The following is a 23565-nucleotide window of genomic DNA, read 5'->3' on the forward strand; positions in this document are numbered from 1 at the left end:
GGGAAGGAATAGTGATGAGCGAAAACCTGGCAGATGCTTTCCTCAACGGTAAGTCGTTGAAGAACGCCCCCGGCCCCTATTTTGGTGAGTACGGCGGGCGGTGGATGCCCGAGTCGCTGATTGCCGCCATGGATGAGCTGGAAACCACCTTTAACGAGGCGAAGAACGATCCCGAGTTCCTGGCCGAGTTCAAGCGCCTTTCTGCTGAGTACTCGAACCGTCCGTCGCTGCTGACCGAGGTTCCGAAGTTCTCGGAGCACGCCGGTGCCCGCGTCTTCCTCAAGCGCGAGGACCTGAACCACACCGGTAGCCACAAGATCAACAACGTGCTGGGCCAGGCTCTGCTGGCCAAGCGCATGGGTAAGACCCGCCTGATTGCTGAGACCGGTGCCGGCCAGCACGGCGTGGCCACCGCGACCGCCGCAGCCCTGTTCGGCATGGAGTGCGTGGTGTACATGGGTGAGGAAGACACCGAGCGCCAGGCCCTGAACGTTGCCCGCATGCAGCTGCTGGGCGCGAAGGTGATTGCGGTGCAGAACGGCTCCCGCACCCTGAAGGACGCCATTAACGAGGCGCTGCGCGATTGGGTTGCGAACGTCGAGAACACCCACTACCTGCTGGGTACCGCCGCCGGTGCGCACCCGTTCCCGGCGATGGTGCGTTTCTTCCACGACGCCATCGGCACGGAGGCGCGCGAGCAGATTCAGCAGCTAACCGGTCGCCTGCCCGACGGCCTGGCCGCCTGCGTGGGCGGCGGTTCGAACGCGATTGGCCTGTTCCACGCGTTCCTGGACGACCCTTCGGTCGAGATTTACGGCTTTGAGGCCGGCGGCGACGGCGTGGAGACCGGCCGTCACGCGGCGACCATCACCCTGGGCCGCCCGGGCATGCTGCACGGCGCGATGACCTACCTGATGCAGGACGAGGACGGCCAGACCATCGAGTCCCACTCGATTTCGGCTGGCCTGGACTACCCGGGTGTGGGCCCGGAGCACTCGTACCTCTCCGATATTGGCCGCGTGACCTACGAGCCGGTGACTGACACCGAGGCCATGGATGCGCTGAGCCTGCTCTGCCGCACCGAGGGCATCATCCCGGCGATTGAGTCTTCGCACGCCCTGGCCGGCGCACTGCGCGTGTGCCAGCGCTGGGCCGCCGAGGACCCGGAGGCCGCCCGCGAGAAGACCATGATTGTGTGCCTGTCGGGCCGCGGCGATAAGGACATGGAGACCGCTCAGAAGTGGTTCGGCCTGGGTAAGGCCATCCCGTCCTCGACCCTGATGACCGGTAACAAGGAGGCCGCCGCCTCCGTTGAAAAGAACGCCCAGACCGAGAGCGAGGCTAAGTAATGAGCTACCAGGACTTCATTCCCCACGCCGCCCCCTACGAGGTGGTGGACGGTACCTTCCCTCCCGCTAACTCCGATTCGCCCCTGGCCACTCGTCTCGCGCAGTGCGAGGCCGAGGGCCGTGCGGCCCTGATTGGCTACCTGCCGGTGGGTTTCCCCACCCTGGAGGAGTCCATTGACGCGGCGATTGCCCTGGGCAACAACGGCGCCGACATCATCGAGCTGGGCGTTCCCTACTCCGACCCGGTGATGGACGGTCCGGTGATTCAGAAGGCGACCGGCCAGGCCCTGGAGAACGGCTTCAAGCTTTCCCAGCTCTTTGAGGCGGTCCGCCGCATTACCGAGGCCACCGACGCGGTGGTCGTGGTGATGACCTATTGGAACCCGGTTCTGGCGTACGGCGTGAAGAATTTTGCGCGTAACCTGGCGGCCGCCGGTGGCGCGGGCATGATTACCCCCGACCTGGTGCCCGATGAGGCGTCGGCATGGTTTGAGGCGTCGAACGAGTACGGTCTGGATCGTATTTTCCTGGCCGCACTGTCCTCCTCGCCGGAGCGTCTGGCAACCGTGGCGAAGGCCTCGAGCGGCTTCGTGTACGCGGTGTCGGTCATGGGTGTGACCGGTGCCCGCGCCTCCGTGTCGGAGGCGGCCCGCACCCTGGTGGCGGATATCAAGGCCGCCGGCGCGAAGCGCGCGTGTGTGGGCCTGGGCGTTTCGACCCGCGCTCACGTGGAGGAGATTGGCGCCTACGCGGACGGTGTGATCGTCGGTACCGCGCTGGTGAAGGCCCTGGCCTCCGGCGGCGTGGATGCGGTAGCCCGCCTGACCCGCGAGCTGGCGGGGCGTGAGGCTTAATGTCGGCCCTGCTTTCGGCGGTGGCCCTGCCGGCGCTGTCGATTCCTTCCCCGAGCGTCTCGTACCTGCAGCTGGGCCCGTTTCGTGTGCATTTCTACGCTCTGTGCATTCTGACCGGTATGGCGGTGTGCCTGTGGCTGGGCGCCCGCCGCTGGAAGGCGATGGGCGGCACAGGCGAACGCGTCTTTGACGTGGCGATGTGGGCCATCCCGGCCGGCATCGTGGGTGCCCGCGCCTACCACGTGCTGATTACCGACCCGGGCAGCTACTTCGGCCCGCATGTCGCCGATCCGTGGGCCTTTCTGAAGATTTGGGAGGGCGGCATCGGCATCATGGGTGCCGTGTCGGTGGGCGCGCTGGGCGCCTGGTACGGTTGCCGCCGCTACGGCATGAACTTCGCGTCCTTCGCGGATGCGGTGGCCCCCGGCATCCTGCTGGCCCAGGCCTTTGGCCGTTGGGGCAACTGGTTCAACCAGGAGCTGTTCGGCAAGCCGACGACCCTGCCGTGGGGTCTGGAGATTAGCACCTCGAGCGGTAATTTCCCCTCGCAGTATCCGGCGGGCACGCTGTTCCACCCGACGTTCCTGTACGAGTCGCTGTGGAACCTGTTGGGCGTGGCGTTGTTGCTGTGGCTGAGCCGTAAGGGCGTGCTGAAGCTGGGTCAGACCCTGTGGCTGTACGTGTTCTACTACGGCGTGGGTCGCCTCTTCATCGAGATGTTCCTGCGCATCGACACTTCGGAGATGCTCTGGGGCGTACGTATTCACGTGTGGACGGCCCTGCTGCTGGTGCTACTGGGTGCCGCGGGCTTTGTGGTGGCCGGTCGTCGCGCGGCGGCGAAGGCCGCCGCGGGTGTTGAGCCCGGCCCCGTGGAGGTTGCTCCGAAGCGTTCTGAGAAGAAGGCCGATGATGCCGAGGACTCTGCGAGCGCCGAAGACTCCGACGATTCCGAGGGGAAGTCGGAGGCCGCCGAAAAGGCCGAAAAGGCCGGGAAGTCGGAGGACACCGCGTCCAGCTGATGCTCTCGGTAACCGATAATTCATGCTGAAAACCGCCGGATGGGGGAGCACCCCGTCCGGCGGTTTTCTGTCTTTCAGTTCCCGTGCCTGACCCCGTTTTGGGCCCCGTGCCGGCGTTCTGCTCTCGTGGAGTTCCCAACTCTGCTTCCACACCGCAGAGGGTTTTCGGCGACTTGTGAAAATAGGGGCCTGAGAAGGCATAATAGAGGAACCACGGTAATACGTGCTCGTGTGGGGGCATAGCCTCTGGGAATCGCCCCCTCCGCGCGGCACGCACCGCGCTCAGAATCATTCGCTCAACTACAGGACACATATCGTGAGCTCTTCTTCCGGCGGTTCTTCACGCCCGATTTCTCCCTCCTCCCGTTCGGGCCTGACCCGTCGTCGTCTCGTGGCCGGTGCGGCCTGGGCTGCCCCCGCCGTCGCGGCTTCGACCCTGGTTCCCGCTTTTGCCGCCTCCCCCGAGGAAGGCGAATGTACCGGCCCCTACGAGGATTCCACCCTGATTACCGCCGGTGACGGCGTGAAGAAGGTTGCCGTTCTGACCGTGCCCGCGGGTGCCCGACGCATGCGTTTCACCGTGATTGGCGGCGCCGGCGGCACGAACTACGCCGTTGCGGACGCCGGTTCGGGCGCCCTGGTAGAGGGATCCATGCCGGTGCGCGGCGGCCAGGTGATTACCCTGACGGCCGGTTCGGGCGGCATCGGTAACGGTGAGCTGACCCCGGCCGAGGGCGGTGACGGCTACGGCGTGGGCGGCTCCTCGAAGGCTTCCTCCCCGGTCCCTGCGGATGTGGTCGCCGCGATTGAGAGCCTGACCGGCCGCACCGGTGGTGTGATGGGACATGGCGGCATGAACGCCGTGCTTTATTCCTCCTCGGGCGGCGGTTCTTCCGCGATTGAGGTGGACGGCGTGCCGATGATTGTCGCCGGCGGTGGCGGCGGCGCGGGAACTCTGGCCACGTACGCGACGGATCTGCCGAGCCCCGCGAAGCCGGGTGCGCTGCAGGCGACGGCTTACTACTCCCTGGATAGCTCCGGTCGCCGCCACCAGTTCAGCACCGGCGGAGGCGCCGGTTCCAGCGACGGTGACGGTTCCCCGGGTTTCGTGGGTTTCACCTCGTACACGGCGCAGTCGGTGCCGCTGCTGAAGGTGAACCCCGGTTCGGGCGCTATGAACGGCATGGGCGGTGGCGGCGGTGAGAAGCTGGATCCGCCGACTTCCGACGGTTCCGTGATCGGCTTCTCGAGCACCTCCACGCAGAAGCTGGTGAGTAGCGCGGCGGCGGGCGAGACCGGCCCGAGCGGCTTCCGCGCGAAGGGCGCGGACGGCGTGGTCAGCTATTCGTACCAGTGGGACCAGACCCCCGCGGGCACCGACGCGTCCCCCTCGAATGCGGGCGCGATGTTTAACGGCTACCAGTCGGTGGTATCCGGAGGCGGCGGTGCCGGGTACGGCGGCGGCGGTTCGGGTGCGGCGCTGAGCGTCTCGGCCCGCGTGGTTTCGCAGAAGTGGAATAACGATCCGGCGCGTTCCCGCTACGCGGTGGGTACGGTGCAGCTGGCCGGCGGTGGTGCAGGCGGTGGAACCTACATGGATACGACCGCGTACGTGAGTGACCTGGGCTGGGCCATGAACGCCCCGAGCGCCTCGGGCGAGCGCGGTGCCGGTTCGGTCGAGGTTGCTTTCTGCTTCTAAGATGCCGCTAGGAACCGTATAGGTGCGGGTTGAACCCTACCTTTAGGGTACTGTGCGCACCAAACTTAATATTTAAATTTTTTCTGAGTGCCTCCCAGACCGCTGGTTTGGGAGGCATTCTCATCTTCTGTGTTGCTTTGTCATAGCGTCATTTCAACCTTTGGCGGTTTAGCGCATTAGTCGGAATGGACCTTATCGAAAACTTATCAACATTGGTTTGCAGATTCCTAAACATCCCCTTCGTCATATTTGGGAAGGGTCCTTCCGATTGGCGGCTCGTCATTTTACGGTGGAAGTGTCAAGAATACACGCACCTGCGCCGCTGGTATACGGTCCGTGTGCGGTCAACGATGACTAAGGAGTTTAGGTTATGTGCAAGGAAACCATGAAGGCTGTTGTTGTTCCCGAGAAGGTTGATGGCTCGGTTGAGGTTCGTGAGGTTCCCGTCCCGGCCGTGGGTCACGGCCAGGCGCTCGTGAAGATTGAGTATTCGGGCGTGTGCCACACCGACCTTCACGTGGCTTCGGGTGACTTCGGTGAGGTGCCCGGCCGCATCCTCGGTCACGAGGGTATCGGCGTGGTCGTTGAGGTTGGCGAGGGCGTCGAGTCCCTGAAGGTGGGCGACCGCGTGTCGGTGGCCTGGTTCTTTGAGGGCTGCGGCCACTGCGAGTACTGCACCTCGGGCCGCGAGACCCTGTGCCGTTCGGTCAAGAACGCCGGCTACACCGTCGACGGCGGCATGAGCGAGTACACCCTGGTGCCCGCCGACTACGCGGTCAAGGTGCCCGAAGGCCTGGACCCGGCGCAGGCCAGCTCGATTACCTGCGCGGGTGTGACCACCTACAAGGCCATTAAGGAATCGCTGGTTCGCCCGGACCAGTGGCTGGTCGCCTACGGTGCTGGCGGTCTGGGTAACCTTGCCGTTCAGTACGCTAAGAAGGTCTTCGGTGCCAAGGTTATCGCCGTTGATATCAACGACGACAAGCTGGCCCTGGCCCGCGAGACCGGTGCCGACTACGTGATCAACGGCCGCGAGGTGCAGGACGTTCCGGCCCGAATTCGTGAGCTGACCGACGGTGGCGCCCACGCCGCCGTGGTGACCGCAGTGTCGAAGGTCGCCTTCAACCAGGCAGTGGAGTCGGTGCGCGCGGGTGGTTCCGTGGTGGCCGTTGGTCTGCCCTCGGAGATGATGGAGCTGTCCATTGTGAAGATTATTCTGGACGGCATCCGCGTGGTGGGCTCGCTCGTGGGTACCCGTCAGGATTTGGCGGAGGCCTTCCAGTTTGGTGCCGACGGCATCGTGGTTCCCGTCGTGAAGCTGCGCCCCGTGGACGAGGCACCGGAGGTCTTCAAGGAGATGGCCGCCGGCACGATTACCGGCCGCATGGTGCTGGATTTCGCAAGCCTCTAGGAGGTGCGAGCCCGGTGCGTGCGGCGTGAGCCGCGGCTGATCGGGCGATGAAGCGTCTAGGGCGCATCCCGTGTAGCGGGGGAGTAGGGGTACTTTCTCGCGGTGCATACGGCACGGGGTGCGCCCTAGTGTGCGTTGCGCTCCGGGGCTTTCCGCAGCCTGTGGCAAGGGTTTCAGCAAGAGAGATTTCTGGATGGAAAAGCTCGGCGTTACCGCTGAGAGTGCGAAACACCTAAACGTAATATATTCATAAAATTATTTTGAAATAATCGAGGATTATCTCAAAAACTTCAGCAAATCACCCGAAAAATATGCACTATTAGACATCCAAGGGATTCAAAATATATTTTTATCAGGTAAACTTTCAATCAACGGTTGAGACGTAATATTTTCCGAAATGATGGGCGGAAAGCCCTCCTTCGACCTATCCTTGAATGAAGGGACACGGCGTGTGAAGGAACCGCCCTCCTAGATATCGGTTCCTTCCCCGGAACGCCGCATCCCGGGTGAATTTCAGCATCTTCGTACCGTGCCGTCATTCGCCATGAGTCCTACTTCCGGTCAGGCTGCCCCTCTAGACACCTCCTGGGACTAGGCCTCACAGCGGTTAGTGTGGGCCCCACGGACGTAGTCAAGGGGGATTGCGTTCGCCACACTAATCCAGGGCCCGCCTCGCGAGATGACTCAACTACCTTCTCGGGTACGACATAAACTTACCTGCCGGCACGGGTAACATGACCGGGTTTCTCTACTCACTCGGTAACCCACCCCGCTCGCGGCAGTGTGTAACCCTTCTGCCCACACTCGGCAGAGGCTTAGCATCCTCGGAGCGGAAACGGCGAGGGGCACCTTCTGTGGCAGAAGGTGCCCCTCGTTCTCTATGTCCGTGATGTTTGCTAGGGCGTAGGCCTAGTAGATGCCGCGCTGAGCGGTCCAGCGGATTGTGCCGCGCTCAAAATCCATGTAGTACACCCCGTTCGCGTAGGACTCGTTGCCGCGAGCCGCACCGTAACGAGCCGTGTTGCGAGTCCAGTGGTTGTAGATCGCGCCGTTACCGTTGGTCTCGTAGGCGCCGTACGCATCCGACCAGAGCAGCATCTTGCCGGAGGCGAAGCGCACCTGCGCGCCCGTGGAGTTAGCGGTCTCGTCGGTCGCCGGGGCGCCCCAGGCATTGCGGTGCTCCAGGAAACGGTAGTAGAACGCGCCGCCGGTACGCAGAAGGTGGGTGCCGGTCTTCGCGCTCCACACGAAGGTGCGACGGCCGGAGAACTCCTGCTTGGCGATGCCGCCGCCCAGGTTCTCCTCATCCGTGGTGGGGGCACCCTGGGCACCGGAATTGCGCCAGGCCCAATAGATGCCGCCGCGCTCGTTGAGCGTATGGGTTCCGGCGCTCTCGGTCCAGTAGGCGCCCTCCCCGTTGGCGAAAGAGACCGCCACGGTCTGGAAGCGTCCCCCCTCATCGGTGGTCAGGCCGCGGTAGCGGGCCACGTTAGAGCGGAACTTGTGATCGAGGCCGCCGTCGGTCACCACCCAGTGGGCCCCGTTCGCGTTCGTCCAGTAGATGGTCTTGCGGTTGCTGAACTTCTGGGCGTACACGCCGTAGCCCAGGCTATACTCGCCGCCGACCGGGTTGCCGTAGAAGCTTCGGTTACGGTTCCAGGCCACGCCAATGCCGGTGCGAATATCAATCGAACCGGTCGGGGTGACGACCACGTTCGGGTTCTGGGTCGGCTGGTTGTCCTTGGCCCAGTTGCGGTGTGCAGCCTTCGGGTTCTTCGCCAGGACCTTCAGGTCCTCGACGCTGCCGGGGAAGAAGTTAGAGTCACCCACGAACGGGCCCGAGTCGGTGAACTGCCAGATGTCGTAACCGTTCCAGCCGGCGGGAATACGACCCACGACCGTGGAGTAGCTGGCCAGGTGCAGCGGCAGGGAGCCGAACTCCTGCGAGCCCACGCACTGGGACCACCAGGAGGTTGCGGTGTACACCATGGGCGCGCGACCGGTCAGCGCGCGGTAGGTGTCCACGAAGTCGCGGATCCAGGCGGTCAGCTGCGCCGCGGTCATGTTGTAGCAGGTGTTGCCGTAGGCGGGGTAGGGGTTGAACTCGATGTCCAGTAGACCCGGGAGGGTCTTGCTGTCGTCGGTCCAGCCGCCGCCGTTCTGCACGAAGTAGCGGGCCTGATCGGCACCGGAGGAAGTGCGGGGGTTGGCGAAGTGGTAGGCGCCGTGCACCATGCCGACGGAGGCCGAGCCGCTGTATTGCTGACCGAAGTAGGGGTTGGTGTAGTACGCGCCCTCGGTGGCCTTCACGTAGGCGAATCGGGAACCGGCCGCCCAGGCGCTTGCCCAGTCCACGTTCTGCTGGTGCGAGGAGACGTCCATGCCGAGGGTGCCACCGCTGGGGGTCCAGGCGGAGCGGCCCGGGGCCAGCGCCTGTGCTGAAGAGCTACCCGCGGCGAGCCCACTCAGGGTTGCCATGGGGGCGGAGGTTGCGCCGGTGCGGGCATTAGCGGTGCCCATGCGTTCGCGCTCGCCGGCACCCATGGCGGGGTTGTCGCGTTCAACCTGTGCGGGGTCCGGGGCGGGTGCGTAGGTGAGGTTCTCGTACGAGGTGTTCGCATCGACGGGCTGTGCGCTGGCGGTAGCCGCGGGGCTTGCGGAAGCCTCGGGGGCCGCGAAGGCCGCCGGAACTGCGGTCAGAGAGGACGCCAGGAGTGAGAGGGCACCGGCCGATGCCATGAGGGAGCGGGCTGCCGCGGGGCGCCCGGCAGTCTGGAATATCTTCATATTTATGCCTGTGTTTGAGTTGACTGTGAATGGTGTGGTTCCGGCGCACGGTAGAACAGCATGACACGGAACGAACGAATCGTTCTGTAGTGGGCGTTCGGGTACGGTCGCCGGTGATGTGAGTGAAATGGCGGCCGCGTTCGGGCGCGACAATCCGTTGAAGGCACAGTGGTCCCTCGTGGATTCGTGGTTGGATTCTGCCACCGGAAGAAGATGCGCCACCGCGGGGTGGCTGGCCGGTGATGGGGTGGCAGGCGCCGACGGGCACAGCTAAAAGGGTACGGTACGCGCGCCGCGAAACGCAATGTTTCCGAGGGGTTTTGGACGGTTATTTTTTCGTCCGTGCGCATTTTTCGGCGTCGTGCGGAGGAGGGGGTACCTCGGGCCGGTGGAGAGGGCATGAAAGAAGGGGTGGGCCGCACACACAAAGACCCACCCCTCGGTTTCCGGGTACTGTTTTTGGCGCGGCCTCGCACCGGTACCCGGAGTTTCATGGTCGATGCAGGAGAGATGAAGTCATCGACCACTCTATGGTGCCAATCGGCACGTTTTGAATCGCGTATCCCTCACCCGAACGCATCCGTCTCAACCGTTGAACGGGATACCCGGTGCGTTCGAGCGGGGTACACACGAAAGCTAAGCGATTCCTCAGAACGGCTACGTTAGCGCAATCCTAGAGGAACTTGGCAATGTCCTCGACCAGAGGCTTGAGGCTCTCGCGGTCGATATACTCTGCCTTACCGGTCTTGTAGCATTCGAGCATCTGCTTGATGCCCTCGTTGGGGTTCGGGTTCGCCATGAGCCATGCGCGGACCGGGCCCTTCAGGGCGGTCTTGTGAGCCAGCGAAATCTTATCGAAGTCGATGCCGCCACGCAGGTGGTAAACGGGACGACCCTCGGTCAGCTCGGGGGTGTAGCTCTTGGCTACGGCCTTGTCCAGCAGCTTCTTCGAGTACTCGCCGGTGAAGGACACGGTGAAGAACGCGGTGCGGTTCTTCTTCGGGGCGATAACCGGCAAAATCTTCTTGCGAAGGGCCGGGGCACCGTTGAGGAATCCACCGTAGTCGCTACCGGCAATCACGAAGGCATCGAATGCCTCTGCCTGCTCGGGGGTGACCTTGGAGGCGGGGACAGTCTCAACTTCAGGGGCCTGCGGGAGTGCACGCAGATCTTCTGCCAGCCAGGTGGCGTACTGCTCGGTGTAGCCGTAGGTGGAGCCGAAGATAATCAGCACGCGAGTAGTCATCTGTGAACCTTCCAGATATATTTCGCATTTCAAATACTAATTATTGCTTCCAATATATGCTAGGCGCGCGAAAATGTGAAATCGCCTAGCCTTGGAAGCCTCATATATTTTCTCATAGGTCCTCACAAGAAGGGACCCTGAGCTCACAAACACGCCCGAAGGTTAATGGGCGTGACCAATTGTTACATTGCTTATCTTCTCTTGGTGGGGAGTGCCTCAAATGCCGTATACCGCGACTTTGCGCGGAAGGGATGCCGGGGGTGTGCGGGAGAAGATTTTGGGGTGCGAGGTGAAACACTAATTCCCCGTCAGAAAGACCGAAATAGGCATACCCAAGAGGCTGTAAAACCCCTATAATTGAGAAAGAATCCTACGCCTTCGGCATGTTCCATTTTGTTGGAAAGCGTGGGAATGAGTGGGAAATCAGTAGTGACCTTCCCCGAAAAACCGGCGTTTCCCCTCATGGGGTGCGCGAAACAACACACAAAGGTTAGGTACATGAGGCGCGCAAAAATCGTTGCAACCATCGGTCCGGCAATCGAATCTCCCGAGAAGATCTCCGAGGCAATCAAGGCTGGCCTGAACGTCGCCCGTCTGAACATGAGCCACGGTGACCACGCCGAGCATCAGGCACGCTACAACACCATCCGCGAAGAGTCCGCAAAGCTCGGTAAGGACGTTGCTATCCTTGCCGACCTGCAGGGCCCCAAGATTCGCCTCGAGCGCTTCGCAAACGGTAAGGAATACCTTGAGCCCGGCGCCGATTTCACCATTACCTCCGAAGACGTTGAGGGTACCGCAGAAATTTGCGGCACCACTTACAAGGGTCTGCCTGGCGACGTAAAGCTCGGCGACAAGCTCCTGCTCGACGACGGCAAGATTCGCCTCGAGGCTATCGAGGTGACCCCCACCCGCGTGCGCACCCGCGTCATCGTGGGCGGCCCCATCTCCAACAACAAGGGCATCAACCTGCCCGGCGCTGCGGTCTCTCTGCCCGCACTGACCGAGAAGGACGCCAACGACCTGCGCTTCGCCCTGAAGATGGGTGCGGACATCATTGCACTCTCCTTCGTCCGTACCGGTGCAGACGTTGAGCCCGTCCACAAGATCATGGAGGAAGAGGGTATCCGCGTACCCGTCATCGCCAAGATCGAGAAGCCCCAGGCAGTGGACAACCTGCAGGACATCATCGATAAGTTCGACGGCATCATGGTTGCTCGTGGTGACCTCGGTGTTGAGCTGCCCTTCTCCGAGGTTCCCCTCGTCCAGAAGAAGGCTATCGACATGGCACGCCGCTGGGCAAAGCCCGTTATCGTGGCAACCCAGGTGCTCGAGTCCATGACCGACAACCCCGTCCCCACCCGTGCAGAGGTTTCTGACTGCGCTAACGCAATCCTCGACGGTGCAGACGCCGTGATGCTCTCCGGTGAGACCTCGGTCGGTAAGTACCCGATCCTGACCCTGCAGGCTATGGCCGAGATCGTCAAGGATACCGAAAAGGGCGGCCTGTACCGTGTGCCCGAACTGGACCGCAAGCCCCGCACCCGCGGCGGCGCAATCACCCGTGCTGCAGTGAACATCGCCGATCAGCTGGATGCAAAGCTCATCGTGACCTTCACCCAGTCCGGTGACTCCGCACGTCGTCTGGCACGTCTGCGTCCCGAAACCCCCGTGGTTGCATTCACCACCAGCTCGAAGGTTCGTTCCTTCCTGTCCATGCTGTGGGGTGTTGAAGCTGAGCAGGTTGAGATGATTACTGATCAGGAAGCTATCTTTACCTTCGTGGACGAGTACCTGCTCAAGAACGGCCTGGCAGAAGCCGGCGACCTGGTCGTCGTGGCTGCCGGTGCTCCCGCGGGTCGCGCCGGTACCACCAACATGGTTCAGGTACACCGCGTTTCCGGTGCAGACGGTGAGCGCGAAACTCTGCGTCCTTACGAGGAGAACGAGGTCAAGCGCTAAGCCGCTGACTATTCTTTCCGATGCGTAGCTGAGGGTAATCCTCAGCCTGTACACTCGGTGCATAGAAACCGCCGCCCGGTCGTGAATTGTCACGGCTGGGCGGCGGTTTTGTTATGGGGATTAGGTAGCTTGCGCGGCAACGCTGGGATGCGCGGGTATAGAAAAAGCGGCGGGAAAGCTTCAAACTTTCCCGCCGCTTTTGCGTTGGTGCCCGAGGTGGGACTCGAACCCACACTCCGAAGAACCTGATTTTGAGTCAGGCGCGTCTGCCAATTCCGCCACTCGGGCGCATCGCACGCGGAGCGCGACACTTCTAAGATTCTAACCCAGGCGGTCTAGAAAATCTAATCATTAGCGGGGTGCGGAGGGAGTGGAAAAGAGCAGCCCCGACCTCATTGCGGGCAGTCCCGAGCGCCGGGTGAACGTCTGGCAACCCGCACGCCGAAGACGGATTCGGATGCGCTCGCCGGCGGCCCTTTGCTGAGCTCGCGGTGAACCCCGCGCGTTATCCACAGGCATAAGCGGGGGAGAAAGCGCGCATCCTGTATCCTTAAGGACTGACTAACCATCCCCGCACGCCCCCGCGGTGGGGCCACCTCAACGTTAAGAAAGTGATCACGGATCGTGTTCAATTCTCTCTCCGACCGCTTGACGGCAACCTTTAAGAACCTGCGCGGCAAGGGCCGCCTCTCCGAGGCAGACATTGATGCAACCGTCCGCGAAATCCGTCGCGCCCTGCTCGACGCCGACGTCGCGGTGCCCGTGGTCCGCGAGTTCGTCGCCCATGTGAAGGAACGCGCCCTCGGCGCGGAAGTTTCCGAGGCGCTCAACCCCTCCCAGCAGATCGTCAAGATCGTGAACGACGAGCTGGTGAGCATCCTGGGCGGCTCTACCCGCCGCATCAATATGGCCAAGAGCGGCCCGACCATCATCATGCTCGCGGGTCTGCAGGGTGCCGGTAAGACCACCCTGGCCGGCAAGCTGGCCTATTGGCTCAAGGGCCAGGGTCACACCCCGATGCTGATTGCCTCCGACCTGCAGCGCCCCAACGCGGTGACCCAGCTGAAGGTCGTCGGCGAGCGCGCGGGCGTGCCCGTCTACGCGCCGCACCCCGGTGTGACCAGCGAGTTTGACGTGCCCACCGGCGACCCCGTGCAGGTGGCGCGTGACGGTGTGGCCGAGGCTCGCGCCAAGCTGCACGACGTGGTGATTGTCGATACCGCGGGTCGTCTGGGTGTTGACGCCGAGCTCATGCAGCAGGCACGCAATATCCGCGACGCCATTGAGCCGAACGAAGTTCTGTTCGTCATCGACGCGATGATCGGTCAGGACGCCGTGAACACCGCCAACGCCTTCAACGAGGGCGTGGACTTCACCGGTGTTGTCCTGTCCAAGCTGGATGGCGACGCCCGCGGTGGTGCGGCCCTGTCGGTGGCTTCGGTGACCGGCAAGCCGATTATGTTCGCCTCCACCGGTGAGAACGTGACCGACTTTGAGCAGTTCCACCCGGACCGTATGGCAAGCCGCATCCTGGATATGGGTGACATCCTGACCCTGATCGAGCAGGCCGAGGCTCAGTGGGATAAGGCCGAAGCCGACCGCATGGCGAAGAAGTTCATCGACCAGGAAGACTTCACCTTCGAGGACTTCCTGGCTCAGATGCAGCAGATTCGTAAGCTCGGCTCCATGAAGAAGCTGCTCATGATGATGCCCGGTGCGGCTCAGATGCGTCAGCAGCTCGAGGCCTTTGACGAGCGCGAGATTGACCGTGTGGAGGCGATTGTTCGCTCCATGACCCCGCACGAGCGCGTGGCTCCGCGCATCATTAACGGTTCCCGCCGTGCCCGTATCGCTAAGGGTGCGGGCGTGACCGTGTCCGAGGTGAACCAGCTGATGGAGCGCTTCGCCCAGGCTCAGAAGATGATGAAGAAGCTCGCTTCGGGCAAGATGCCCGGCATGCCCGGCGGTATGCAGATGCCCGGTATGGCTGCTGCGGCGGGTGGTGCTCGCAAGAACGCGAAGAACAACAAGAAGAAGAAGGCCCGCTCCGGCAACCCGCAGAAGCGTGCGGCCCAGGAGGCGGCAGCAGCTAAGGCGCAGCAGGCACGCGCCGGCGCTGCCTTCGGTCAGCAGGCTCAGAACCAGGAAATGGATCTGTCCAGCATGAACCTGCCGAAGGGCTTTGAGAAGTTCCTGCAGTAGTAGCAGACGCAACCCCGCAAGGGGCGGTACGGGTGCGCATCGACTTTACGGTGCGCACCCGTACCGGTATGGCGCCCGATGAGGGGGCCGAAGGGAGGGACAATGACTCAGAACGAGCAGAACGGGGAGCGCGAGAACCCGCGTACCGGCGAGACTCAGCACGATGAGACCCAGTACGGCGAGATTCAGCCTGACAAAGCCCAGCACGGCGAGGTGCGAGGACTGTCTGGCGGAGGCTCCCTGCCCGAAAGCGTCCCGGCTCGTGATACCGCGGGGGAGGTCGCCTCGGACGAGACGGAGTCGGAACTCGGAGCGGTGCTCGAGCCCTCGTTTGACGGCCACGACGAACAGCTGCCCGGGCTCCCCGGATACGTTCCTCTCTGGGTGCGTCTTGCCCTGGACTACGGTGAGAACTCCGCCGACGTCACCGGCGATCTCGTTTACTCCAGCGAGAGCGACGAACCGGCCGTCGACGACGTGACCGCTACCCTGCTGCGGCTTATCCGCGAGGCACGCAGCATGCGGGGAACCGACCGGGACTCCGCGGCGGACTCCTGGCAGGACCGCAGCCGGGTGGACCGCATCGCCGCCGACCTGGAGAGCGAGGAGTGGACCGTCGACAAGCTCTCGGGCCTGTGGGATAGCGCCCCCGCGCCCTCCGACCCGGACGAATCCGTGAGCCCTGAACGCTCGGGCGAGGGCGGCGAAACCGAACCGCGGGGCGAGGAGCCTAGTGACCGGAACCTTGAGCTGGAGGAAAAGATTCAGCGCCGCCGCATCATGGCGCGCTCCACCACTGATGAGGAGCTGATTGCCGCCCTCATCGAGGCCACGGCCGGCGACTTCGAGCTCATCGCCTACGAGCTGGGTGAGACGCAGGTGCAGCTCCACGTGCTTTGCGCGGTGGACTCCGAGGGGTACCTGAACGTTCTGGAGGTGGCAGACGGCACGCTGAGCCTGGGCGCCCCCATCGAGGATTACGTGGCCCAGCTGGTTGAGAAGCTCCCTGTCACCGGTGCCGCTATGGAGGGCGAGGCGACCGAATGGGAGGCGCTGCCCGGCACCGTGCAGGAGCTGGAGTTCTACGTGGACGGCGACGCCGCCATGCTCGTCGACCTGCCCATCGACATGATTACGGGCCTTCTCCTGGCCTACCTTCCGGCCGGTACTCGGCAGGTGGTGGCCGCCCCGGCGGGGGAGTGGACCCTCATCTCGGCCGACCCGGTGGACCTTATGGCCCTGCTGGGGCTGCTGAGCTGCAACGCCCTGATCGTTGAGGGTAACGTGAACCAGCAGCACCTGGTGGTCTGCGAAGAACCCGCCCTCGAGCCCTACTCCGATGACGAGTGGTACCTGGAGGCTTTCGGCGAGCTTCGCGAGAGCATCGTGGAGGAGTTCCGCTGGCAGCGCGTGCCCAAGCGCCTGAACCGCGCCTTCAGCGTGGAGGAGCTGGCCCGTTACGACGGCCTGCTGGAGGATTTGCTCGCGGGTCTTCCCGGAACGGCTCCGGAGCTTGCCGGCTCGAAAATTTTTGGTTCCGATGAGGAAGAGCTTGCGCAGAGCATCGCCAATGTGATGGCGATGTTCGGTGTTGAGGCTGAGTCTACGACCGGCCGCCGCCTGAACGCGTACCTTCGCGATACGAGCAACACCCTGGCGCTGGAATCGGTCCTGCAGCTTCTGGGCGTGCCCACCGAGCTGGCGCTGGTGCCGACCGCCGGCTTTGACGTGGCCTCGATTAGCACGGCCCGTATCTTCGGCTCCGAGGATGAGGAGCTCGCACAGCCCGCCGGTTCTGCTGAATCAGCTGATGCGGCTGAAGCTACTGATGAGGCGCAGGCATCTGAAGCTGTGGACGTTACCTTCCCGCTGGAAGACTCCGTTGCCGAGGCTACCTTCTCCGAGAACACTATCTCTGGGAGCCCTGTCTCTGAGGACACTGCCGCGGAGGATGATTCCTTCGAGGACGACGAGGAGATTGAGCCCTACCCGGGCGGCTACACCTCGCCTCTGGAGCGTAGCTATCAGCTGGTGGCGACCGGTCGCCGCGTGACCCTCGCCGAGTGGATGGACGCCATCAATAACGGGCACATTCCCTACGAGTACACCCATATGGGTTCGCCGGAGGGATCGGCCCCGGACTCTTTCGTGGAGGCTGAAGAAGGATGCTTGTCCCTCGACAGCGCCCTGCGCGAGGCCGACCCCGTGTCGCACGAGGAGCCGCACGAAGCATCGGTAATCCAGCGGGCTTCCGAGGGTTCCGCCGCGCTCGCGAATGATGCCGCGGCGTGCGATGAGCCTGCGCCGAGCACCCCCCAAGACCCGGCACCTGCGCCCGTGACTGCGCCGCAGGGCCCTTTCGTACAGGGATCTGCTCCGCGTTCGCGCCGCAAGCGCCTGACCCCGGAGCAGATTCGCGCGAAGACCCGCCGCGTGGGGCTTGCCCTGGGTGCGGACGTTACCGCTCAGAGCGCTATCGCCATGACCCTGGCGGCCGTGGCGCGCCGCCGCCGCGCTCAGGGTAGGGCGAGCCGCAAGTTCTCGGTAGCTGCGGCACTCTTTGCCCTGAACGCCACGGTTGAATCCGCGCTGATTCCGGCCGTCGTGCGTTCCTTCGAACGTACCCAGCTGGAGAAGCACGGCCACGAGGGTCGCCCCGCCGCGACCCCCGCGGAGGTCGTGCATCCTGGTGAGAGCGGGCGGGAACACCACCCCGCCAAGCGCACCCTGATTGACGAGCTGCGCGAGGGCAACTACCGTACCGCGGAAGAACCCGGGGAAGAATCGAACCCGAACCCGAGCCTGCGCGAGCGAGTCCGGAACATGGTGCGTCGCGTGCGCGCGCCGAAAGAACGTTAAGGAGAACTACGATGAGGGATACCTACCTGAGCGATGAAGAGCTGAAGGCTTTTATCGCGACCCTGCCCACGCGCCGCCTGGCGGCTGGTGCTCTGATCCGCAACGAGCGTGGCGAGATGCTGCTGGTCAAGCCGAACTATAAGGACGGCTGGATTCTGCCCGGCGGCACCGTGGAGGCTGGCGAGGCCCCCAAGCCCGGATGCGAGCGCGAAATCGTGGAGGAGCTGGGCCTGGACCTGAAGCTGGGCCGCGTGCTGCTGATTTTCCACGGCCTGGCCCTGGGCGTGTGGGGTGACTCCACCTACTACATGTATGACGGCGGCGTGATTGCGGCGGATACGAAGATTACCCTGCAGGACGCCGAGCTGGTGACCTACGAGTGGGTGGCCCCCGAGAACCTGGAGGGCTACGTGCGCCCCTCGATGGTGCACCGCCTGCGCGAGTGCTACCGCGCCTTGGATACGGGGGAGACCCTGGAGATGAGCAACCTCGACTAGCGGGGCTTGCGGGCCCCTCCGTCAGCCTTTTGCGGGCAATGGAGGGGCCCGCGGCGATTAACCGCAATTAAATGTGCACGGCCGCTAGCTTAAAATCTCGGGCTCTGATACCCTAACTGAGTACCCGGCGACGCGCGACCCCTCTCTTCGCGCGCCGTTGTGTCCATAGAGGCGCCGTGAATGGCCCGCCCCACGGGTGCTGAACCGTGTGCCTCGCACCAAATTATGAAACAGGAGTAACCACTAAAGTGGCTGTTAAGATTCGTCTCAAGCGTATGGGTAAGATCCGCGATCCTCGTTACCGCGTTGTGGTCGCTGATTCGCGCGTCAAGCGCGACGGTAAGACCATCGAGGAGATTGGCATTTACCACCCGACCGAGCACCCCTCGCGTATCGAGATCAACTCTGAGCGTGTTCAGTACTGGCTCTCCGTCGGCGCACAGCCGACCGAGCAGGTTCTGGCTCTGCTGAAGCTCTCGGGCGACTGGGCTGCATTCAAGGGCGAGAAGGCAGAGTCCAAGGTTCTGCCCGTCGAGGCTAAGGCTGAGTTCGTTGTTCCCGAGAAGGGTTCCGTGATCCTGCCCGAGGCTATCACCCCCAAGGCTGAGAAGGCTGAAGAGGCTGCTGAGGAAGCAGCTCCCGAGGCTGAGGCTGAGGAAGCAGCTGAGTAATCATGTTGGCTGACGCACTCGAACACCTGGTTCGAGGGATTGTCGATCGTCCGGAGGACGTGAAGGTGCGCCTGCGCACCCAGCGTCACCGCGAGACCCTTGAGGTTCGCGTGCATCCGGATGACCTGGGCCGAGTCATTGGCCGGTCCGGTCGCACCGCCAAGAGCATCCGTCTGGTGATGGACGCTATTTCTGATGGCGAGCCGATGCGTATCGACATTATCGACACCGACAAGAAGCGACGCTAGCTCGTAACGTTTGAAGCGCCCCCGCTTCCGGATTTCCGGAGGCGGGGGCGTTCGCGTACCCGAACTCTGTTCGCGAGCGCTCGCCCCGGTTGCCGCGAGGCGGCAGAGTGCGTCCGCCCGGGGGGCCCGGTAGAATAGTGGGAGCCGTGCAGACGCGCGGCATAGGTTCGACTTGTACCCAGCGGAGGAAAATTATGCAGGTTGTGGTGGCTCGTATCGGTAAGCCTCACGGTATTCGCGGCGAGGTGACGGTTCAGCTCTTTACTGATGCCCCGCAGGAGCGTTTTGCCCGCGGCGAGGTGCTCGGTATCGAGAATTTCAAGCCCGGCTCTGCTGCCGCTTCGGTGGCCCCCGCCGGCGAGCTGACGGTTGCCGGTGCCCGCTGGAACAAGAAGATTCTGGTGGTCCGCTTTGACGAGGTGACCACCCGCAACCAGGCGGAGGAGCTGCGCGGCACCCGCCTGGTCTACGAGGTTCCCGAGGATGAGGGCGAGGAAGAGGGCTTCTACGAGCAGGAGCTCGTGAACCTGCCCGTGTACCTTCTGGCGGACGTTCCCGAGGGTGAGAGCCCCGTGGATAACCCGGCCGTGGGCGAGCCGCTGGGCAAGGTGACCGGGCTGCAGACCATGCCGGTCCAGGACCTGCTGCTCATTAAGCTGGCTCGTTCGCCGCGTCTTGCCTCCGGTGCGGGCGAGGAAATCATGATTCCCTTCGTCGAGGAGATCGTGCCCGAGGTGGTTCCCTCCACCGAGGAGGAGCCCGGCTTCGTGCTGTTGACCCCTCCGGCGGGTCTGATTGACCTGGTTGAGGAGGCCGAACAGGCTACCGAACGGGCGGGGGAGTAGTCCGTGCGCTACGACGTGGTCACGATTTTCCCCGAGTACCTGGAGCCGCTGAAGCTGTCCCTGCTGGGTAAGGCGCGCGAGAAGGGCCTGGTGGACCTGCACCTGCACGACCTGCGCGATTACACCTTTGATCGTCACCGCACGGTGGATGACACCCCGTACGGCGGTGGGGCGGGCATGGTCATGAAGCCCGAGCCGTGGGGCCTGGCACTGGACGAGGTGCTGGCCGCCTCCCCGCTGCAGACTGCCACCGAAGACTCTGCTGAGGGTGCCGACCCCGCCGCGGATACCCGCCCGCTGCTCATCGTTCCGTCCCCGGCGGGTGCCGTCTTCGACCAGGCGATGGCGTACGAGCTGGCGGAGGAGAAGCATATTGTCTTCGCCCCGGCGCGCTACGAGGGCATTGACGAGCGTGTACTGGACTGGGCGCAGGAGGGCTTCCGCGTGATGCCTGTGTCCCTGGGCGACTACGTGCTCTACGGCGGTGAGGTCGCGGTCATGGCGATGATTGAGGCCATTACTCGACTGATTCCCGGCGCGATGGGCAACCCCGCCTCCCTCGAGGAGGAGTCGCACACGGGCGGTCTGCTGGAGTACCCTGTGTACACGAAGCCCGCCGTGTGGCGTGACCGCGAGGTGCCGGAGGTGCTGCTGTCGGGTAATCACGGCGCGATTGCGCGTTGGCGTCGTGACCGCCAAATTGAGCGAACCCTGGAGCGCCGCCCGGACCTGCTGGAGGCGTACCCGGTGGAGCAGTGGGATAAAAAGGACCGCCGCTTCCTGGCCGAGCGCGGGGTGCATTTTGCGAACCCCGCGAAGACGGCTCAGAAGAAGACGAAGCAGCAGAAGGACGCCACCGAGGCTGCCTCCTCGGAGCCCGCATCGTCTGAGGCTTCGGCTCCCGAGGCGGGCGCCGCATCCTAGCCCGGTTGCACGGAGTGCATCCGAGCGGCGGGTTTTTGCGGGCCGTCGGCACCCGGAGTGCTGAGGCGCTTATCGCGGTAAAAGCCCAGGTCAAGGCTTGATTGAGGGAATAATCAACGTATGACGCGAGAAAATCAACCGAGTTGATATACGTTCAACGAAAGATTCCGTGAATCCTCAATCAAAATATGACACTTTAATGCAAAAAGGTTATGATTATCCCGAGAACAGACTTCTCCCGTGCCGGTAGTGCGGGCGAAGCATGTAATCCCCACTCGGTCGAACTGCATGATTCGGCTGAGTTTCACCTCGGGGGTAGATGACGCCATCACGCGGGTGCATCCTCTGCATGGGATGCCCGGTCTGAGAACTTCATTCATCCCAGTGTTAATCAGTGGTGCATGGTATAAGCACCCCGCACTTTATGGGATGGGAGCTTGGTGGTTCGAGCGTTCATCGTGGTTGATGACCCTCCGTCGCGCGGGTAAAAGTACCTATGCTTACGGGTGGGCATCCAATGGTCCGGATTGGATGCCCACCCGTTCCGCTTTTTAAACCCTCCGCTTTACCCCGCCCGCGCGCCCGGTTGCCCAGCACGCGCATCCGGCGGTCCTCAGTGTTTCTCGGGTACGGGGCGCTCGCGAAATTCGATGGGGCGCTTCGACTTGGGCAGTGAGTACATGACGCGCAGGTAGGCATCCTCCACAAGTTCGGCAAGCACCCGCTCGGTCACGCCCTCACCGGCACCCACCGAAATCCAGTGTCGCTTGTTCATATGCCAGGCCGGAATGATGGAGGGGTAGATGCGCCGCAGCACCTCGGATTCCTCGGGGTCGGTCTTGAGGTTCACGATGGGGTAGCCGATACCCTCGGTGTACATGGCGAACATCTTGCCGCCGATACGGTACACCGTGTGTTCGGGCCCGAACGGCTGGTCGGAGGTTGCCAACGGCATGGCGAGCGCGAGGCGGTGCAGAACCGGCTGAAGGGACTCGGCGGTGAGCTCTCCACCTGCTCCGCCTGCTCCGGGGGCTCCGAAGGTTTCGGGCTCCCCGGGGACGGAATCCGTGACCCCCTCCGGGGTGCGAGCGGGGGAGCGGTCGATGCTCTCGGGGTGATGCTGTCGGGTACTCATACTTTCGAGTCTAGTGCCCTTCGCCAAATCTCTCGTAACACCCGGCGAATCCACGCTAAAATAGGTAACTATGGCTGAATTTATTTATCAGATGATCAAGGCCCGCAAGACCGTGGGCGACAAGGTCATCCTTAACGACGTGACGATGTCGTTCTTCCCCGGCGCCAAGATCGGTATGGTTGGCCCGAACGGCGCGGGTAAGTCGACCATCCTCAAGATTATGGCTGGCCTCGACCAGCCCTCCAACGGCGAGGCACGCCTGACCCCCGGCTACACCGTGGGTATCCTGCTGCAGGAGCCGCCGCTGAACGAAGAGAAGACCGTTCTGGGCAACGTTGAGGAGGGCGTGGGCGAGATTAAGGCCAAGCTCGACCGCTTCAACGAAATTTCCGCCCTCATGGCCGAGCCCGACGCCGACTTCGACGCCCTCATGGAGGAAATGGGTCAGTTGCAGGAGGCTATCGACGCCGCCAACGCGTGGGACCTGGACTCCCAGCTGGAGCAGGCTATGGAGGCGTTGCGCTGCCCGCCTGCCGACACGCCCGTCACCCACCTCTCCGGTGGTGAGCGCCGCCGCGTGGCGCTGTGCAAGCTGCTGCTGCAGAAGCCCGACCTGCTGCTGCTCGACGAGCCCACCAACCACCTGGACGCAGAGTCCGTGCTCTGGCTGGAGCAGCATCTGCAGTCCTACGAGGGCGCCGTCATCGCCGTGACCCACGACCGTTACTTCCTCGACCACGTGGCCGAGTGGATTGCAGAGGTCGACCGCGGTAACCTCTACCCCTACGAGGGCAACTACTCCACCTACCTGGAGAAGAAGCGCTCCCGCCTTGAGGTTCAGGGCAAGAAGGACGCCAAGCTCGCCAAGCGCCTGAGCGAGGAACTGGACTGGGTCCGCTCGAACTCGAAGGGCCGCCAGGCCAAGTCGAAGGCTCGTCTGGCCCGCTACGAGGAGATGGCTGCGGAGGCTGAGAAGACCCGCAAGCTCGACTTCGAAGAGATCCAGATTCCCCCGGGACCCCGCCTGGGTAACGTGGTTATCGAGGCTGAGAACCTGCAGAAGGGCTTCGACGGCCGCTCCCTGATTAACGGCCTGTCCTTCTCCCTGCCCCGTAACGGCATCGTCGGTGTGATTGGTCCTAACGGTGTGGGTAAGTCCACCCTGTTCAAGACCATCGTGGGCCTGGAGCCCCTCGACGGCGGCACCCTGAAGGTCGGCGAGACCGTGAAGATCTCGTACGTCGACCAGAACCGTGCCAACATCGACCCGGAGAAGACCCTCTGGGAGGTCGTCTCCGACGGTCTGGACTACATTCAGGTCGGCAACGTTGAGATGCCCTCGCGCGCGTACGTCTCCGCGTTCGGCTTCAAGGGCCCGGACCAGCAGAAGAAGGCCGGCGTGCTCTCCGGTGGTGAGCGTAACCGCCTGAACCTGGCGCTGACCCTCAAGCAGGGCGGTAACCTGCTGCTGCTCGACGAGCCCACTAACGACCTGGACGTTGAGACCCTCGCATCCCTGGAAAACGCGCTGCTGGAATTCCCCGGCTGTGCAGTGGTCGTCTCTCACGACCGTTGGTTCCTGGACCGCGTGGCAACCCACATCCTGGCCTGGGAGGGCACCGACGAGAACCCGGATCAGTGGTACTGGTTCGAGGGTAACTTCGAGTCCTACGAGAAGAACAAGATTGAGCGCCTCGGCCCCGAGGCCGCCAAGCCGCACCGCGTGGTGCACCGCAAGCTGACCCGATAGGGTTTGAACCGGTAGCGAGCCCCGCCTCCGAGCTGTTGAAGCACGGGGAGGCGGGGCTTCGCTGTACCCGCCGCTCTGTGCCCACCGACGTGCCCACCGATGTGCCC

17 protein-coding genes and 1 tRNA gene are annotated in these 23565 nt (G+C 63.3%); 14 read left to right on the plus strand and 4 right to left on the minus strand.

Annotated features, from left to right (window positions below; translation table 11 throughout):
* Positions 1-14 precede the first annotated feature (14 nt).
* The 5 genes from trpB to adhP all read left to right on the plus strand — a co-directional run bounded on the left by trpB (position 15) and on the right by adhP (position 6332).
* Complete coding sequence (gene trpB / locus AC3E6W_RS03800) at positions 15-1349, plus strand: tryptophan synthase subunit beta (protein ID WP_490652357.1); 1335 nt, start codon at positions 15-17, stop codon at positions 1347-1349.
* Complete coding sequence (gene trpA / locus AC3E6W_RS03805; protein ID WP_490652358.1) at positions 1349-2203, plus strand: tryptophan synthase subunit alpha; 855 nt, start codon at positions 1349-1351, stop codon at positions 2201-2203. The genes trpB and trpA overlap by 1 nt, the downstream gene beginning before the upstream one ends.
* Entirely contained in the window at positions 2203-3222 is a 1020-nt protein-coding gene (lgt, locus tag AC3E6W_RS03810) for a prolipoprotein diacylglyceryl transferase (RefSeq protein WP_490652359.1), read from the plus strand. Before trpA ends, lgt begins: the two co-directional genes overlap by 1 nt.
* Positions 3223-3538: 316 nt before the next feature.
* A complete protein-coding gene (locus tag AC3E6W_RS03815) occupies positions 3539-4921 on the plus strand; it encodes a phosphoenolpyruvate synthase (RefSeq protein ID WP_490652360.1) in 1383 nt (460 codons plus the stop codon).
* 370 nt (positions 4922-5291) lie between these two features.
* A complete protein-coding gene (adhP, locus tag AC3E6W_RS03820; RefSeq protein ID WP_490652361.1) occupies positions 5292-6332 on the plus strand; it encodes an alcohol dehydrogenase AdhP in 1041 nt (346 codons plus the stop codon).
* Between the two features lie 909 nt (positions 6333-7241).
* On the opposite strand, the gene AC3E6W_RS03825 is transcribed toward adhP, so the two are convergent.
* Positions 7242-9119 (minus strand): GH25 family lysozyme, encoded by a 1878-nt coding sequence (locus AC3E6W_RS03825; RefSeq protein WP_490652362.1) that lies wholly within the window; start codon positions 9117-9119, stop codon positions 7242-7244.
* Positions 9120-9792: 673 nt separating this feature from the next.
* Complete coding sequence (locus AC3E6W_RS03830; protein WP_049331378.1) at positions 9793-10365, minus strand: flavodoxin domain-containing protein; 573 nt, start codon at positions 10363-10365, stop codon at positions 9793-9795.
* Positions 10366-10863: 498 nt separating this feature from the next.
* On the opposite strand from AC3E6W_RS03830, the gene pyk reads away from it, so the two are divergent.
* Positions 10864-12327, plus strand: coding sequence for a pyruvate kinase (pyk, locus tag AC3E6W_RS03835; RefSeq protein ID WP_070682205.1), 1464 nt, complete (start codon positions 10864-10866; stop codon positions 12325-12327).
* Positions 12328-12532: 205 nt separating this feature from the next.
* On the opposite strand, the gene AC3E6W_RS03840 is transcribed toward pyk, so the two are convergent.
* Positions 12533-12615: transfer RNA gene (locus tag AC3E6W_RS03840), tRNA-Leu, on the minus strand.
* A 336-nt stretch (positions 12616-12951) separates the two neighbouring features.
* Here AC3E6W_RS03840 and ffh point away from each other — a divergent pair.
* From ffh to trmD, 7 genes are all read left to right on the plus strand, one after another.
* Positions 12952-14529 carry a signal recognition particle protein gene (gene ffh / locus AC3E6W_RS03845; RefSeq protein WP_049331374.1) on the plus strand — a complete coding sequence of 526 codons (1578 nt, stop codon included), beginning with the start codon at positions 12952-12954 and terminating at the stop codon, positions 14527-14529.
* 102 nt (positions 14530-14631) lie between these two features.
* Complete coding sequence (locus AC3E6W_RS03850) at positions 14632-17388, plus strand: hypothetical protein (protein ID WP_490652363.1); 2757 nt, start codon at positions 14632-14634, stop codon at positions 17386-17388.
* Positions 17389-17399: 11 nt separating this feature from the next.
* A complete protein-coding gene (locus AC3E6W_RS03855) occupies positions 17400-17885 on the plus strand; it encodes an NUDIX domain-containing protein (protein ID WP_049331372.1) in 486 nt (161 codons plus the stop codon).
* A gap of 248 nt (positions 17886-18133) precedes the next feature.
* Positions 18134-18556, plus strand: coding sequence for a 30S ribosomal protein S16 (rpsP, locus tag AC3E6W_RS03860; protein WP_049343812.1), 423 nt, complete (start codon positions 18134-18136; stop codon positions 18554-18556).
* Between the two features lie 2 nt (positions 18557-18558).
* Entirely contained in the window at positions 18559-18804 is a 246-nt protein-coding gene (locus tag AC3E6W_RS03865; protein WP_005505691.1) for an RNA-binding protein, read from the plus strand.
* Positions 18805-18998: 194 nt separating this feature from the next.
* Positions 18999-19649, plus strand: coding sequence for a ribosome maturation factor RimM (gene rimM, locus AC3E6W_RS03870; protein WP_490652364.1), 651 nt, complete (start codon positions 18999-19001; stop codon positions 19647-19649).
* Positions 19650-19652: 3 nt separating this feature from the next.
* Positions 19653-20573: a tRNA (guanosine(37)-N1)-methyltransferase TrmD gene (gene trmD / locus AC3E6W_RS03875; protein WP_490652365.1), complete on the plus strand. Its 921-nt coding sequence runs from the start codon at positions 19653-19655 to the stop codon at positions 20571-20573.
* Between the two features lie 613 nt (positions 20574-21186).
* Here trmD and AC3E6W_RS03880 read toward each other — a convergent pair.
* Positions 21187-21708 (minus strand): MmcQ/YjbR family DNA-binding protein, encoded by a 522-nt coding sequence (locus AC3E6W_RS03880; protein ID WP_490652366.1) that lies wholly within the window; start codon positions 21706-21708, stop codon positions 21187-21189.
* A 70-nt stretch (positions 21709-21778) separates the two neighbouring features.
* On the opposite strand from AC3E6W_RS03880, the gene ettA reads away from it, so the two are divergent.
* A complete protein-coding gene (gene ettA, locus AC3E6W_RS03885; protein WP_049343810.1) occupies positions 21779-23458 on the plus strand; it encodes an energy-dependent translational throttle protein EttA in 1680 nt (559 codons plus the stop codon).
* Positions 23459-23565: the final 107 nt, after the last annotated feature.

This window comes from Rothia sp. SCPM-O-B-18226 (M350) (assembly GCF_058213595.1).